General features: G+C 69.3%; 12 protein-coding genes. 6 read left to right on the top strand and 6 right to left on the bottom strand.

Features of this window, described 5'->3' with window-relative positions:
* The first annotated feature begins 44 nt into the window (after nucleotides 1-44).
* Nucleotides 45-809 carry an alpha/beta hydrolase gene (locus AC3RXY_RS04395; RefSeq protein WP_491509684.1) on the top strand — a complete coding sequence of 255 codons (765 nt, stop codon included), beginning with the start codon at nucleotides 45-47 and terminating at the stop codon, nucleotides 807-809.
* A gap of 115 nt (nucleotides 810-924) precedes the next feature.
* Nucleotides 925-1,185: a 30S ribosomal protein S20 gene (rpsT, locus tag AC3RXY_RS04390; RefSeq protein WP_491509683.1), complete on the top strand. Its 261-nt coding sequence runs from the start codon at nucleotides 925-927 to the stop codon at nucleotides 1,183-1,185.
* A gap of 146 nt (nucleotides 1,186-1,331) precedes the next feature.
* Here the strand turns inward: rpsT and holA are convergent, their stop codons facing one another.
* The 3 genes from holA to AC3RXY_RS04375 are packed head-to-tail and all read right to left on the bottom strand — an operon-like array spanning nucleotide 1,332 to nucleotide 5,326.
* Nucleotides 1,332-2,369, bottom strand: a complete 1,038-nt coding sequence (holA, locus tag AC3RXY_RS04385; protein ID WP_491509682.1) for a DNA polymerase III subunit delta — start codon at nucleotides 2,367-2,369, stop codon at nucleotides 1,332-1,334.
* Between the two features lie 60 nt (nucleotides 2,370-2,429).
* Nucleotides 2,430-4,721 carry a ComEC/Rec2 family competence protein gene (locus AC3RXY_RS04380; protein ID WP_491509681.1) on the bottom strand — a complete coding sequence of 764 codons (2,292 nt, stop codon included), beginning with the start codon at nucleotides 4,719-4,721 and terminating at the stop codon, nucleotides 2,430-2,432.
* Complete coding sequence (locus AC3RXY_RS04375) at nucleotides 4,718-5,326, bottom strand: ComEA family DNA-binding protein (protein WP_491509680.1); 609 nt, start codon at nucleotides 5,324-5,326, stop codon at nucleotides 4,718-4,720. Before AC3RXY_RS04375 ends, AC3RXY_RS04380 begins: the two co-directional genes overlap by 4 nt.
* 1,360 nt (nucleotides 5,327-6,686) lie before the next feature.
* Between AC3RXY_RS04375 and AC3RXY_RS04370 the strand changes: the two genes are divergently transcribed.
* Nucleotides 6,687-7,568 carry a helix-turn-helix domain-containing protein gene (locus AC3RXY_RS04370; protein ID WP_491509679.1) on the top strand — a complete coding sequence of 294 codons (882 nt, stop codon included), beginning with the start codon at nucleotides 6,687-6,689 and terminating at the stop codon, nucleotides 7,566-7,568.
* Between the two features lie 164 nt (nucleotides 7,569-7,732).
* Here the strand turns inward: AC3RXY_RS04370 and AC3RXY_RS04365 are convergent, their stop codons facing one another.
* The 3 genes from AC3RXY_RS04365 to AC3RXY_RS04355 form a co-directional block, all read right to left on the bottom strand.
* Nucleotides 7,733-8,434 carry a hypothetical protein gene (locus AC3RXY_RS04365; protein ID WP_491509678.1) on the bottom strand — a complete coding sequence of 234 codons (702 nt, stop codon included), beginning with the start codon at nucleotides 8,432-8,434 and terminating at the stop codon, nucleotides 7,733-7,735.
* Nucleotides 8,435-8,877: 443 nt separating this feature from the next.
* Nucleotides 8,878-11,400, bottom strand: a complete 2,523-nt coding sequence (gene leuS, locus AC3RXY_RS04360; protein WP_491509677.1) for a leucine--tRNA ligase — start codon at nucleotides 11,398-11,400, stop codon at nucleotides 8,878-8,880.
* A 113-nt stretch (nucleotides 11,401-11,513) separates the two neighbouring features.
* Nucleotides 11,514-12,836, bottom strand: a complete 1,323-nt coding sequence (locus tag AC3RXY_RS04355) for an anthranilate synthase component I family protein (RefSeq protein ID WP_491509847.1) — start codon at nucleotides 12,834-12,836, stop codon at nucleotides 11,514-11,516.
* 70 nt (nucleotides 12,837-12,906) lie between these two features.
* Here AC3RXY_RS04355 and AC3RXY_RS04350 point away from each other — a divergent pair, with 70 nt between their 5' ends.
* From AC3RXY_RS04350 to AC3RXY_RS04340, 3 genes are read left to right on the top strand one after another with little or no spacing between them, the layout of a single operon-like run.
* Nucleotides 12,907-13,590: a DedA family protein gene (locus AC3RXY_RS04350; RefSeq protein ID WP_491509676.1), complete on the top strand. Its 684-nt coding sequence runs from the start codon at nucleotides 12,907-12,909 to the stop codon at nucleotides 13,588-13,590.
* 1 nt (nucleotide 13,591) lies between these two features.
* Complete coding sequence (locus AC3RXY_RS04345; protein WP_491509846.1) at nucleotides 13,592-14,644, top strand: App1 family protein phosphatidate phosphatase; 1,053 nt, start codon at nucleotides 13,592-13,594, stop codon at nucleotides 14,642-14,644.
* Nucleotides 14,644-15,549, top strand: a complete 906-nt coding sequence (locus AC3RXY_RS04340) for a 3-methyladenine DNA glycosylase (RefSeq protein WP_491509675.1) — start codon at nucleotides 14,644-14,646, stop codon at nucleotides 15,547-15,549. The genes AC3RXY_RS04345 and AC3RXY_RS04340 overlap by 1 nt, the downstream gene beginning before the upstream one ends.
* The last annotated feature ends 74 nt before the right edge of the window (nucleotides 15,550-15,623 follow it).

Raw genomic sequence — 15,623 nt, 5'->3', positions numbered from 1 at the left:
TCGTTTCCCGGCCCGTCTCCAGCAGACGCTCGTACGCTGAGTGCATGACGGTGAGCGTGGTCCTCGTGCACGGAATCCGGACATCCGCCACGATGTGGCGGGCGCAGGTGGAGCACCTGCATGACCGCGGCATCGCGGTGACCGCCGTCGATCTCCCCGGCCATGGCACGCGCATGGGCGAGCCGTTCACGCTGGACGCGGCGTTCGCGACGATCGACGATGCCATCCGGCGAATGGCAGAGCACGGTGACGTGCTTCTGGTCGGGCATTCGATGGGGGGCCTGCTGACCCTCGCGACCGCCGGGCGCAGCCAGGACCCGCCACCGATCGCGGGCGTGGTCGCAGCCTCCTGCACGGCATTCCCCCGGGGGGCAGCGCTGCGCACCTACCGTCTGCTGGCGGGGACGTTCAACCGGCTCCCCGGGAGTGGCCGCTGGCTGAGCGATCGCGTGCTCGCGGCCACCCTGCCGCCGGAGACCCGCGACGACTTCGGTGCGGGCGGGTTCGCCCTGACCGCACAGGACGTCGCCCTGCGCAGCCTCGCCCAGCTCGATCTCGCCGCCGCCGTGGCGCGCATCGAGGTACCGCTGTGGCTCGTCAACGGCCAGTACGATCAGCTCCGCATGCAGGAGCGGGTGTTCCAGCGGCTCGCCCGCCATGCCGAGCTGATCGTGGTGCCCCGTTCCACGCATCTGGTGACGGCGATGCGGCCTCGGGTGTTCAACGCCGTTCTCGACCTCGCCGTCGCGACCCTCGAACAGGGGGACTCGACACCCCGGCGCCGTCCGCGCGCAGCACACGCGACATGACCTGTTAGAATCGGTGATTGGCTTGCGTGTGGGTTGAACCCTCACGACCGCCGGACGGCGCCCCTCTCTCGCCCATGGCACAGACCATTGCATCCCTGAACGAAAGCGTCCACACGTGGCAAACATCAAGTCGCAGATCAAGCGCAACAAGACCAACGAGAAGGCCCGCGAGCGCAACAAGGCCGTCAAGAGCGAGCTCCGCACCGCGGTGCGCCAGACCCGCAAGGCCATCGCCTCGGGCGACAAGGCTGCTGCCGAGGCTGCGCTGAAGAAGGCCAACCGCAAGCTCGACAAGGCCGTGAGCAAGGGCGTCGTGCACAAGAACCAGGCGGCGAACCGCAAGTCGTCGATTGCCAAGCAGGTTGCCGCTCTCTGAGCCGCTTCTCGGAAAGGCCCGCCTCCTCGGAGGCGGGCCTTCTGCTTTCTCTCGCGCGACGGCGTCTTGCCGCGGGATCTTTGCGCGAGCGTGCCAGATGCCCGCCGCACCGCACGAACATCGGTCGAGCGGGACCGGCTCTGCGTTCAGCCCCCGTACGGCGCGCGGGTCGCGATCACGGTGACCATACGCTCGAGGGCGAAGAGCGGATCGCGTGACGCGCCTTTCACTTCGGCGTCCGCGCGCGCTGCCGATTGGATGGCGAGACCCAGGCTGCGTTCGTTCCACCCCGTGAGGTCGCGACGAGCGCGATCCACCTGCCAATCCTTCATACCGAGCCGCGACGCGAGCGCGGCGTTCGACTCGCGCGAGCCGGCGACGCGCGCCATGGTGCGCAGCTTCATCGCGAAGGCGGCGACCATCGGTACCGGATCGGCGCCGGATGACAGCGCGTGCCGCAGGGCGACGAGGGCCTCACCGTAGCGTCCGGCGATCGCCGTGTCGGCCACCGCGAACGCCGAGACCTCGACGCGCCCGCCGTAGTAGCGGTGTACGACATCGGCCGTCACGTCGCCCTCGACGTCTGCGATGAGCTGCTGGCACGCGGCGGCGAGCTCGGTGAGGTCGTCGGTGAAGGCCGAGACCAGGGTGCGCAACGCCTGCGGCTGCACGCGCTTGGCCGCCGCGGCGAACTCCCCCGCGGCGAAGTCGACGCGATCGCCGTCACGTTTGACCGCTGTGCACGGGATCTCGATGCCGCCGCCCGTGCCGGCCCGGACGGCGTCGAGCAGCTTCTTTCCGCGCACGCTCGCGCCGGTGTGGCGCAGCACGATCGTGGCACCCTCCTGCGGATGGTCGAGGTAGGCCACAGCCTCCCGGAGGAACGCGTCGGAGCAGCGTTCGACGCCCGCGACACGGACGAGCCGCGGCTCCCCGAACAACGAGGGCGACGCCATGGCCAGCAGGGCCCCGGCCTCGTAGTCGTCTGCGCGGACATCGCTGACCTCGAGGGCGGGATCCTCGGCCCGCAGGAAGTCGCGGATGCCCGCGATCGCGCGCTCGGCGCAGATCTCCTCGGGCCCGGAGACGAGCACGATCGGCGCAGGCCGCGGCGTGCGCCACGGGACCTGTGGGATCGCACTCTTCTTGACCGCGGAACGCGCGGATGAACGAGGAGCGGCCATGGGGAAAGCCTAATCGGCACCGACGACATCGGCGTCCGCGGGGCGACGCGGCCGGGGTCGTCAGCCGACCGGTCGCTCCGTCCACACCCGCAGGGCGTCGCCGACGACCGCGATGAGCACCATGCCGTGCTGATCTGTGCGGAACACGCGCGAATGCGTGGCCGCCAGCATCGCCAGGGCCTCCTCCCGCGGATGCCGGTAGTCGTTGTCGACCCCGACCGAGATGAGCGCGACGGCCGCGTCGATCTCGGTGTTCGTCCCGGCGTCCTGATCGGCACTGCCGTGGTGCGACACCTTGACCCACGCATACGGCCCCGCGAGGCGCCCGGTGGCCCGCAGGAGCCGCTGGGCCTGAGCCGAGAGGTCGCCCAGCAGCACTCCCCGCGGAACACCACCGCCGGCCACCTCGACGACGACGCTCGCGTCGTTGCCGCGCGCCAGCGCCCCGGGCGCCGGCCAGAGAACGCGCCATGCGGCGTCCCCGAGCACGCCATGAACGCCCGCTGAGCCGAGCACCAGGTCGGCACCGGCTGCGGCCAGCTCAGCCAGCCGACGTTCGTCCGCCGGGTCTGCGGGCGGTCCGTGCAACACCACCCCGACCCGGCCGAGCACGGCTTCGCTGCCCCCGACATGGTCGTGATCGAAGTGGGTCAGCACCAGCAGGTCGATCCGATCGATGCCCAGTGCGTCCAGGCAGGCCGAGAGCCGTTCCGGTTCCGGGCCGGTATCGATCAGCGCGACGTTCGCGGCGGAACGCACCAGGACCGCATCCCCCTGCCCGATGTCGCAGAGTGCGACCGCCCAGTCGGCCGGACGCATGATGGGCGCAAGCGGGCCACGGAGCAGCACGGCTCCCCCGCCGATGCCGAGGAGGAGGACAAGCGCTGCCGTGCTCGCGCGCCGGGACCACAGCGGTGGGCGTGCCCCGCTCCGGCCGCGCACGAGAAGCACCGTGAGCGCACCGCTCAGCGTCGCGACGACCACAGCCGCCGGCGCACCCGGTGTGATCTCCAGAAAAGCACCGGGAAGGCCGGCTCCCACGGTCGCCGTCGTCGCGATCCAGGCTGAGGGGAGCCAGGCCGTCGCCGCCAGCAGATCTGCCACGGGCGGCATCGGAGCAGCCAGGCACGCCAGCAGACCGAGTGCGGTGGCCACGGGCGCAGCGGGCGCCGCGAGCAGGTTCGCCGCCACGCCGATCAGAGACTGTTCGGTGGCGAAGAGGGCAAGAATCGGGCCGCACGCGAGCTGCGCCGAGAGCGGAACGGCGATCACGATCGCGAGCGCGAACGGCAGGCCGCGCGACAGTCCGCGTGCGAGCGGCATGGCAAGCACGAGGAGCGCCATCGTCGCGGCGACCGACAGGGCGAACCCCGCAGACGCCGCCAGCCAGGGGTCCGTCACCACCAGCACCGTCACAGCGAGCGCGAGCATCGCCGCGCCGGCCCGCGGCCTCCCCAGCAGCAGACTCAGCATCGTGACCGCCGACATCGTCGCCGCACGCACGACGCTCGGCTCCGGCGTCACGAGAACGACGAATCCTCCGAGGCAGACGAGTGCCAGCACCACCCGCAGCCATCGCCCGCCGCCGCACACCGCGGTCAGCGCGAAGGCCGCCGCTGTGACAAGCGAGCAGTTGCTGCCGCTCACCGCCACCAGATGGGCCAGGCCGCTCGAGATCATCGCCGCACCGACATCGTCCGGCACCGCGCGGGTATCGCCGACCGCGAGACCGGGGAGGAGCGCTCCGCCAGCGCCGGGAAGACGCCCGGCGCGCTCGACAAAGGCCGCTCGCAGCTCACCGGCGATGCCGTGCAGCGGCGATATCGAGCCCAGGGGAACGACCTCGTCGCGAACGAACAGCACGAGCACCGCCCGTTCCCCTGGTTCCGCCGCCATGGTCTCCGCCCGCAGGCGCAGCACGGCGCCGGCCTCGACGGACGTGCCGGCGTCGAATCCCACCCGGGCCGAGGCCCCGAGTGCGATGCCGCCGTCTCCGGCGTCTATCGCATTCAGCGCTGCGTCTGCCCACAGCCGTCCATCCGCGCCACGCGTCGGCGACGATGTCACTTCCACCACAGCCGTCACAACGCGCTCGGAGAACATCCCGGCCGCCGCCCGCTGCGGCTCCGCGAGCGTCACCACGCTCCCTGCGCACGCGGCGATGGTCGCCGAGAGCGCCGCGAGCGCCCAGCACCCGCCATGACGCCGCAGAGCGAACAGGAGCAGTACGCCGGCCGTGACGAACAACGGCGGTCCGATCGGTGTACCAGGCATCGACAGCGCGAGAAGGGCGCCACCCCACGCCGACACCGCCGGCGGGACCATCCGGAACGAGGCGAGGACGGCGCTCACACGCGCACCAGATCGCGCAGGCCCGCCAGCAGCTTGTCTCCGATGCCGGGCACGAGCACGAGTTCATCGACCGATCCGAACCGCCCGTTCTCGGTCCGCCAGTCGATGATGCGCTGCGCGAGAGCCGGTCCGATCCGAGGGAGCGACTGGAGCGCGGTGACATCGGCGGTGTTGACGTCGATGCGGGGGTCCGTCACTCCTGCCACCGGCTCGCCCATCGTGCCGATTGCTGGCACGACGATCTGCTCACCATCCGTCAGGGGCCTGGCCAGGTTGATGGCAGCGAGATCGGCGTCGGCCAGGGTTCCGCCGGCCGCCGCCAGCGCATCGACCACGCGCGCCTCCGCAGCCACCGCGTACAACCCCGGCTGCTCGACCTCTCCGAGAACGTGGACATAGACAGCCGGTTCGGCGACGCCGTCCGCGGTCGCCACCGGGATCGGCTCCGGCACCGTCGCGCTCTGACCGCGCAGGATCCCGACCCCCACGGTCGCCGCCAGTGCGACGATGCCTGCGACCACCGCAGCACCCACGCCGACACGCATCCGTTCGCGCAGCGGCGAGGAGAGCGTGTCGGTGTCGACGGAGTCCGGGATCGAGGCCACGCCAAAACGCTAGGCCGCGCGTCACGTTCGATCAGGGCACCCGCCACAGCCCGTGGACAAGCTCGCGTCCGGGTGGGATGTGACCATCGAGCGCGCACTCTTGCCCTACTAAACAACTATCTGATAGCCTTTTAATCCCCCCTGGTCCAGAACCCGACGGCGATCACGGGCGGGCTCCCGTAGCCCCGAGCCTCCGGAACCACCGACGAGGCTTCTATCCACGCTCCCGTGGTCGGCTGCCCACCCCCGCGCATCGCCACCGACCGCAACTCCCCCGAGACCGTTGTCTTCCTCATGCCTTCCGCGGCGATGACGACAAGCGCATCAGTGGCATTCTTGGCCGCGATCCGCACCTTTCCGAATACACACGGAGATATCTCTCCCTGCGACAGATTCGCGGCGTGCGGCGATGCCGCGCCTTTTCGGCCCACGCTCCCCCTGAGCACGGACGCGGTTCTCCGGCACCGATGGCAGTTCCATTCCGCACGCACATTTTCCCCCGGCGCCCGCATGCCGAGAAAGGCGAGGAAAGCAGAATCCCCAGGCTCGCGCGCGAGCGGCCGAGCTTCGCGCGGCCGACAGCGACGCGAGGCCGGCCGGTCGCGGTCACGCCGCCTGACGGTCCGGTGATAGCGGGCCGTACAGGGAGCGAGCGACGCCTGCCGGACACGTCTTCACCGGAACTTCGCTGGTGGTGACGGCGCCTGTGCAGATTCGCTCACCATGTCGGGCAAAAACAGCCAATCCAGGCGCCCGGGACGTCTCAGATCGTGAAGTTTGGCAGCCTGGTATGTGTGGAGCAGGACTGCGGCGAATTTTTCTCTGAAGATCTCAGCTTCTCCGTCTATCACCGAGGACAAATCTATCGCGGAGATGGCTTTGGGAAGGTCCGGGACAGGATGGCCAATTTCTGAAGCCGCGGCATGTCGCGCCGCTCAGCGAGAGCGTATAGGCCGCGACAGGGAAGCCGCGACGTCGAACTGTTGCACGACCGTGCGACGGCCCCCCGATACCTGGCCACACATTCTTTCGTAGTTCCGACGCTCCGCCGCCCCCGAGGACAGCGTCACCCCGAGCGCCACGTGGACGCCGCCACGACGCCAGGGCCGCCCCCACACCCCGTGAGACGACCTCAACGCCCGAGGGCGTCCAGCGCGAGCACACTGTCGAGCCCGCGCTGGACCGCGCCCGCCGGGTCCGGATCGCCTCATCCTCTTCCCATATTCGGGCGCACGTTTTCTCGTTCGGGCTCACGGGACGTCAGAGATCGAAAGGCTATAGGAGCGTGAGTTCACACACCCGCCGGGGGAAGAAAGGAGTCCCCGCCATATCCCGGCATCCGCTCTCACAGGACGGAGTCGTGAAACGCGATTATTTCGTGCCCGGTTCGTCTCCGGGAAGCGGTCTGGAACAGATGCTCGCGAGCGCAGGCCTGGAAGCGCTCAACGTTCAACCCGCTCACATGTCGTTTCGCGTGCTCCGTGTCCCCGGCTTCACCATCACCCGATATCGGATGGCGTCCGCCGGGAGCAGATCAAGTGCTCGTTGGACACCGCGCCCCGGGGCAGGGGAAGCGCGGCATCTTCTGCTGCTCGTCGCACGCGGGCAGCTGGAGATCGAGGCCTCCCCCCACCGTTACGCCCATGTGGGTGAGGGGTTGGTCATGGCGTTCCCGGGCAGGGGCCCGATTGCGTTCTCGACCGACACCTCGCTCGAGGCGATCAGCGTGTCCTTCGAGATGAACCAGGTGTATCCGCATGCCCTCGATCCGGAGAAGCTCCGGGAGGCGGCACCCGATCCCGCTTTTCTTGCAGCCGCCTTCTCTGCTCTCGAGGCTCTCGTCGATCCCCGCACCCACCCCCGGCAGGTCGAAGCCGCACCCCCGATCAGGAGCTTCATCGCGGGGATCGTGAAAGGCATGCTGTTGCAGATCGAGGCCACGTCGTCGGACTCCGTCCTGCACGACGCACTCGTGATCATCGCTGACCAGTACATGCGGCCGGGGCTCTCCCCGGACACCGTCGCCAAGCAGCTGGGGATCAGCACGAGCACACTGCGGCGCCACTTTCTCCCCACCGGCGTCAGCCCGGCCGCAGAGATCCGGCGACACCGCGTGGCACACGCCCGGCAGCTGCTGGCAGCGGAGAAACGACTGACCCACGCGGAGATCGCAGGTCTCACCGGTTTCGGGTCCGTCGACTCACTCCGCCGGGCCCTCCGGCTGGCAGCGGATCGGAGCTGACCCGCCCGGGCCGCGCCGCCGCACGGACGTCTCCCGGGGCAGATGACGCAGCGGCAGAACGTGCTGACACAACAGACGAGAGGCCTCCGAGGATCCGAGGGAAGCCAGCAGCTTCCCTCGGCCTCGGAGGCCTCTCGTGTCCGTGACGTGCCGCGCGGGGGCGCTTAGAGCACGTACTGGTACAGCGCGTGGTCCCTGTCAGACTGCTGGGGGTAGTACGGCAGGGTGATGCCGCAGCTGACCAGGCGAGCCGTGGTGTAGGCGTATCCGCTTCCGGTGTTGTTCACCGCGGTGGTCGGACCGTGGCCGGTGTAGTTCCACGTGATCGTGATCACGTCGTTCGGGTGAACGTACGGGTCGGAGCCGGAAGCCGCGGGGAACACCCGCGTCGCACCGCGCCGTGCCGCCGGGTCGGCGACCGCGGTCTCGGTGAAAGACCCCAGCAGCATGTTCCCCCGCGACGAGGAGACGATCGGCGTTCCCGCGAGGTTCCAGATCGACGAGTTGGTGCCGAGCAGGTCCAGCCGCAGATCGCTGATGAGCGCGGGCTTCTCACCCCCGTAGGTGAAGGTGACCGTCGAGGTCACCTCGAAGGTGTCGTCCACCTTGTAACGGTTGACGCTGTAGTTCGCGTCATACGGGCTCGGAACGACCGCGTAGGGCGTCGTGATCGGGTCGGTGGTGTACGTGGAGGTCACATCGCCCGCGGCGATGCACTGCGTCTCGGTCACCACTCCGGTGGCGGCTGCGAGGGGCGCTGCGACCGAAGCCGCGATCACGGGCAGGCTCCACGCCGCGCCCTTGACGATTGTCCGCCGAGATGGTCCGCCGTCAAAGGGTCCTGAGGCGTCAGCTGTGTTGTTCACGTTGGTTTCTTCCCCACATAGCTAGGTATCCGTACGGTGCGTCGCGGAGGTTCGTTCGGTAGAACGGCACTCTCCACCGAGTCGACGATGACAGAATCGATGGTTTCGAGATCCGACGAGGCGGCGAATGCGCGCATCTGCTGTTCCCGTTGAGCGAATCTGCACGCGAAGCACACCTCATCGCCGCCTCGCCGAACACCGCGCACACGCGCTCCGGGGTGCGCTGCGGCTCCGCGACCACCGCCGGTGAGATCCAAAAGCGCACTCGGCGCCAGCACCGACCGCTCTCATCGCGCACGAGCTCACCGATGCGCGTCGGGAATCGTCTCCGCCGGGTCCGGGCACGCCGAACGCGCCGTCGGATGCCGACGGCGCGTTCGGCGGCTATGCCCCGCCTCTTCTCCCGCTCGCTGCCCGCCCTGCTGCTCGGAACGGGGGGAAACTCAGCCTCGAACCGCGAAGTTGACGATCTTCGGAGCGCGCACGATCACCCGCACGATCTCCTTGCCGTCCAGTGCGCGCTGCACCTTCTCGTCGGCGCGCGCCCGTGCCTCCAGATCGGCGTCGGAGATATCGGCCGGGACCTCCAGGGTCGTGCGCACCTTGCCGTTGACCTGCACGGCCACGGTCGCGGCATCGGCCACGAGCAGCTCCGGAAGCGCCTCGGGCCAGGTGACCAGGCCCACCGACGGCGCGTGCCCCAACCGCTCCCACATCTCTTCGGCGGTGTGCGGGGCGATCATGTCCAGGACCATCGCGATGGTCTCAGCGGCCTCGCGCACCGCGGGATCAGCCGGGCCTGCCGCGCCGTCGATCACCTTGCGGGTGGCATTGACGAGCTCCATCAGCCGCGCGACGACGACGTTGAACTTGGTCTGCTCGACCAGACCGGGGGCGTCCGCCAGCAGACGGTGCGTCTCCCGGCGCAGCTTGACGTCGCCGGAAGCGGCATCGGTTCCGGGCTCGCTGGAGACCTCCCCCGCGATCCGCAGCACACGGGAGAGGAACTTCTGCGCCCCCGTGGTCGACACATCCGCCCAGTCCTTGTCGTCCTCCACCGGGCCGGCGAAGGCCAGGCCGACGCGCAGGGCGTCGGCGCCGTGGGCGGCGAGCTCCTCCTCGAAGAGCACCAGGTTGCCCTTGCTCTTGGACATCTTCGACCCGTCGAGGATCACCATGCCCTGGTTGATGAGGCTCGAGAACGGCTCGGTGAAATCCACCAGACCCATGTCGTGCAGCACCTTGGTGATGAACCGGGCGTACAGCAGGTGCAGGATGGCGTGCTCGACTCCGCCGATGTACGAGTCCACGGGCGCCCACAGACGCGCCTTCTCCGGGTCGAACGCCTGCGTGTCATCTGCCGAGGACAGGAACCGGAGGAAGTACCACGAGCTGTCGACGAAAGTGTCCATCGTGTCGGAATCACGCAGCGCAGGATCGCCGCTGACCGGGTCGACCGTCTGCACCCACGACTCTGCGCCGCCGAGCGGCGAGGTGCCCTTGGGCGTGAGGTCGAGACCGTCGACGTCCGGCAGGCGCACCGGCAGCTGTTCCTCCGGGACCGGAACGATACCGCCACCGCGCGTGTGCAGCATCGGAATCGGCGTTCCCCAGAACCGCTGACGCGAGATCAGCCAATCGCGCAGGCGGAAGTTCTTGGCCACCCGGCCCTCGCCGGAGGCCGCAAGGATCTCGATCGCACGGTCGATCGCTTCTGCTTTGGCGAGCCCGTCGAGCGGGCCGGAGTTGACCAGGCGACCGTCGCCGACGAGCGCGATGCCGGTGGACGCCGGGTCGAGGTCTTCGATGGCGTCCTCCGGCGCGGTGGTGTCGACGACGATCCGTACCGGCAGATCGAAAGCGCGAGCGAAGTCGAGGTCGCGCTGGTCGTGCGCGGGGACTCCCATCACGGCACCATGACCGTAGTCGGCCAAGACGTAGTCGGCGACCCAGATGGGCAAGGCCTCTCCGTTGAGCGGGTTGGTGGCGTAGCGCTCCAGGAAGACGCCGGTCTTGGGCCGGTCGGCGGACTGCCGGTCGATCTCGCTCATCCGCTGCGTCTGGCTCAGGTAGTCCTGGAAGCGCTGGCGCACCTCGGCGGACGCGTCGGCGGCGAGCTCTGCCGCCAGGTCGGAGTCCGGCGCCACCACGAAGAAGGTCGCCCCGTAGAGCGTGTCGGGGCGCGTGCTGAAGACGGTGACCGGCTCATCACGCCCCTCGATGCGGAAATCGACGTCGGCGCCGTGGGAGCGACCGATCCAGTTGCGCTGCATCTGCAGCACCTTCGACGGCCAGCGCCCCTCCAGCTGGTCGAGGTCGTCGAGCAGACGGTCGGCGTAGTCGGTGATGCGGAAGTACCACTGCGTCAGCTTGCGCTTGACCACCTCGGCGCCACAGCGCTCGCAGCGACCGTCGACGACCTGCTCGTTGGCCAGCACCGTCTGGTCCTCGGGGCACCAGTTGACCGGGCTGTCCTTCCGGTAGGCCAGGCCCCGCTCGTACAGCTTCAGGAACAGCCACTGGTTCCAGCGGTAGTACTCGGGGTCGGAGGTGTGCAGCACGCGGTCCCAGTCGAAGGAGACGCCGTATGCCTTGAGGCTCGCCCGCTGCTGCGCGATGTTCTGATAGGTCCACTCGCGCGGGTCTGCTCCGCGCCGGATCGCGGCATTCTCCGCGGGCAGGCCGAACGAGTCCCATCCGATGGGGTTCAGGACGTTGCGTCCGCGGTGGCGCCAGTAGCGCGCGACGATGTCGGAATAGAGATAGTTCTCCGCGTGCCCCATGTGCAGGTCACCGGACGGGTACGGGAACATCGCCAGCACGAAACGGCGATCCCGCGGGTCGTCGTCGTCCGCGCGGAAGGTATCGTGCTCAGCCCAGTAGCTCTGCCACTTCGCCTGGAGCTGCTGCGGCGAGACCTGCTGCTCGTCGGCGACCAGGGCGGATACGGGGGTGGGTTCAGACACGGCGGACCAATCTCACTGTGCGGACGGGTGGGCGCAGGCACGCGCAGAGAGCGCATGGAAGGCGATATTCCAGGGTATCGGAAGAGGCTGAGCCCGGCCGCCCGCGGGGAGCATCAGGCGTCGCGGCGCCCGAGAGGCCAGTCGACGGGAAGCTCAGCACCGACCGCGTCGAGCGAGGCCAGCGCCTTCGTCGCGACCTCGGCGACCTCCTCCGCAGCCACCGAGAGCCACGTGATGCCGCCGCCCGCTCCGATGACGGCGCCTTCGGCGCCGACCACGATGCTCCGGATCACCATTCCCAGGTCGATCGCGCCGTCGGACCCCACGTACCCGAAGCACCCCGCGTAGACTCCGCGCGGCCCCTGTTCGAGGCGGTGCAGGATCGTCATGGCTGAGAGTTTCGGCGCCCCGGTCATGCTGCCCGCAGGAAACGCCGCATCGAAGAGGTCGCCCGCCGTGCGCCCGGCAGACACCTGGCCGCCGATTGTGCTCACGAGCTGGTGCACCGCCGGGTACGACTCGACGTCGAGCAGCCGCAGCGCCCGCACGGTGCCGGGATCGCACAGTCGCGAGAGATCGTTGCGCATGAGGTCGACGATCATCGTGTTCTCGGCCCGCTCTTTGGTGCTGTCCTGCAGCTCCCGCGCCAGAGCCTCGTCTGCCTCCTGGTCCGTTCCGCGCGGCCGCGTTCCCTTGATGGGTCGCGTGCGCACGAGCCCGCCGCGCACGTCGAGGAACTGCTCCGGGCTGGCGCTCAGCAGCGCCCGTTCTCCGATGCGGACGAAGCCTCCGTGGTGCGCGGGCGTCGCCCGCCGCAGCCGTCGGTACGCCGACACCGCGTCGATCGCACCCGGCACGGTGAAGCGCGTCGTCAGGCACAGCTGATAGGCGTCGCCGGCGCGGATCGCCGTGCGGCACTCCTCGACCAGCTCGGCGTAGCGCGCCGCGGTGTGCCGCGCGGTGGCACGGGCCGTTCTCGGCGCCGACGGCTCCGCCAACCCGGGGAAGGTGTCTGGCAACGATCCGAGCTCGTCGATCCACGCGTCGAGCGCATCATCGTCGGCCAGCGCCCAGACGACACCGCGCGCATGGTCGACCGCCATCGCGCGGTCCACGCGCATCCAGGCGCTTCCGCCCTCCGCATCGGCGACGGGAGCGCCGGCGCGCGACGCTCCGTCCTCGTAGGAGAGCCACCCCACCCAGCCGCCACGGAACGGGGGCCGCGTCGGGTCGGCGGGGGCCGGCCGGTCGATCGGCACCGCACGCATGCTCTGCGGGTCCGCGACGACCGAGCCCGTTCCGACGAAGCTCCATCCGGTCTTCGAGGCCGGTCCTGCATCCAGCCAGAAGACATCCTTTTCTGTCGCCTGCAGCGCGAGAAACAGCGCTTCCGGGGCGAGCGCTGCGATCCCGCGGGGATGGCGGACCACCCGCATGGCGAGCGAGGCGGGGACGGTCGGCACCTTCTCAGCGTAGAGCCAGCGTCGCCCGGAGTATCCTCATCGGGTGAACGACATCCTGCAGTGGCTGCTCGATGCCGTGCAATCGGTCGATCCCGCGCTGCGCACCGTCATCGCCGGAATCGCGATCATGCTCGAGACGAGCGTGCTGATCGGGCTGATCGTGCCGGGTGATTCGATCGTGATCGTCGCGGGCACCGCGGTCGGCTCTCTCGCGGAAGCGGCGATCCTCATCGTGGTGGTCGTGATCGGCGCCCTGATCGGTGAGAGCATCGGGTTCTGGCTCGGCAAGGTGTTCGGTCCGCGGATCCGGCATTCCCGGCTCGGCCGGATGCTCGGCGAAGACAACTGGCGCCGTGCCGAGCTGTATCTCCAGCGTCGTGGCGGCATGGCGATCTTCCTCTCCCGCTTCCTCCCCGTGCTGCACTCAGTGGTGCCCCTCACCGTCGGCATGAGCGGTTACCGCTATCGCCGGTTCATCGCGTGGACGCTGCCGGCCTGCGTGATCTGGGCGATCGCGTACATCTCCGTCGCCGCAGCGGCAGCGGAGGGCTATCGTGAGCTCTCCGAGACACTGCACGGAGCCGGATATCTGTTCGTCGGCGTGATCGTCGTCTTCTTGATCGGGATCTACCTCGTCAAGCGCCTCATCTCGTGGAACGAACGGCGCCACCTGCGTCTCGATGAGAGCGCGGAGACCGAAGGCACCGCCGCGAACGTGGAAGACTGACCTGGTGTCCGCCCCCGTCGAGACCCGCATCCACTGGTTCGCCCGGGTGGAGCATTACCTCCATGCCTGGCGCGAGCGCCGTGCGCGGCGCCGCGGCCTCGCGCCGTCGGTGGTGCCCTTTCCCGCGTATGGTGCGCGCAACAGCCCCGGATCCCCCTCTGACGAACAGGGCTGGGTGCGCGTTCTGGCGCGGGTGCTGATCCTGCCCCCGCGGCGACGGTCATCCAGCCCCGACGCGACCGTGCGCGGCTGGCGCAGTTTCGCCGGCATTCCGGTGTCGTTCGCCCAGGTCACCGTCACCGTGGACGGTCGCAGCCATACCGTGGTCGCCGATCGCGGGGGCGTGATCGACGCGGTCATCGAAGCAGACCTCGCTCCCGGGTGGCAGACCTTCCAGATGTCGGTCGAGAACGGCGCGGCCGTCGAGGCCCGGGCCTTCATCGTCGACGACGAGGTGAGCTTCGGCGTGATCTCCGACGTCGACGACACCGTGATGGTCACCGCGCTGCCGCGCCCGCTGGTCGCCGCGTGGAACTCATTCGTCGTGAACGAGCACGCCCGGATCCCGGTCCCCGGCATGGCAGTGCTGCTCGAACAGCTCGTCCGTCAGCACCCGGGCTCCCCGATGGTCTATCTCTCCACGGGCGCATGGAACATCGCGCCGACGCTGTCGCGGTTCCTCACCCGCCACCTTTTCCCGCCCGGCGCTGCCTTGCTGACCGACTGGGGGCCGACGCACGATCGCTGGTTTCGCAGCGGTCGTGAGCACAAGCTGACCAACCTGCGACGCCTCGCGCAGCAGTTCCCGCACGTCCGATGGCTGCTGATCGGCGACGACGGCCAGCACGACGAGGCGATCTATGCGCAGTTCCTGGAGGAGCACCCGGAGTCGGTCGCGGGCATCGCTATTCGCCGCCTGCGCGGCGCGGAAGCCGTGCTCGCCGGCGGGCGCGGCCCTGGCGACGACCATTCCACCGCCAGTGTGCCCTGGGTCAGCGCCGGAGACGGAGCAGGCCTGCGCGAGAAGCTCGCGCAGGCAGGACTGATGAGCTGATGCCGGCCTCAGGCCAGGCGATCTCCCCGCTGTCCACGCTGGAGCCGACACAGTGGCGTTCTCGCGCCGAGGCGCATCGCGATCGCGCCGACGCCCTGACCGCCGATCACCGGACCCGAGCGCGGCAGGGCGAGAAGCATCCCGTGTGGGACTTCCTGTTCACGTACTACGCCTATCGGCCGGCGCAGCTCCGGCGCTGGCATCCCGGCGCCGGCGTCGGGCTGGCAGACGCGGCGGATCGCCTCTCCTGGCGGTGGTACTCCCCCGGTGTCGGAGCAGACATCGCGGTGCCCGACGCCGAGGCGTTTCGCGTCGACAAGCCGGAGCTCGCCCGGTTGATCGAGATCATGCTGCGCCGCACCGCTGCGCGTCCGGCGCAGTTCAGCTGCTTCGGGCTGCACGAGTGGGCTATGGTCTACCGCGCCGATGAGCACCGGCACCCGGTTCCGCTGCGGCTCGGCGCTGCCGGAACCGACGCTGTCGTGGACGGGCACGAACTGCGCTGCACGCACATCGACGCATTCCGCTTCTTCACGCCGGAGGCGGTGGGACGCAACCGCTTCTCCCCGACCCGGGAGACCCAGACCGAGCTCGACCAGCCAGGCTGCCTGCACGCCGGGATGGACGTCTACAAGTGGGCGATGAAGCTCGGCCCCCTGGTGCCCGGCGAACTGCTTCTCGACGCCTTCGAGCTTGCCCGCGACATCCGCCTGCTCGATATGCAGGCCTCCCCGTACGACCTGTCCGCTGTCGGAGTCGAACCAGTACGCATCGAAACCCCCGAGGGGAAAGCGGCATACGCGGCGCGACAGCGCCGTTTCGCTGCGCGCGGCAACGCCCTGCGCGCGGCTTTGCTCAAAGCCTGGCTGGGCACGGATACCGCCGCATCGACACGCCCGAGGTGACCAGCTCCCCGGTCGATTTGGCAGAAAGGGGGGTTTCCGTTGTACGCTTATCTGGTTGCCCCGAGCTTCTCCGG

It is taken from the genome of Microbacterium longlingense (assembly GCF_058349825.2).
This window is presented reverse-complemented; position numbering and strand designations above follow the sequence as displayed.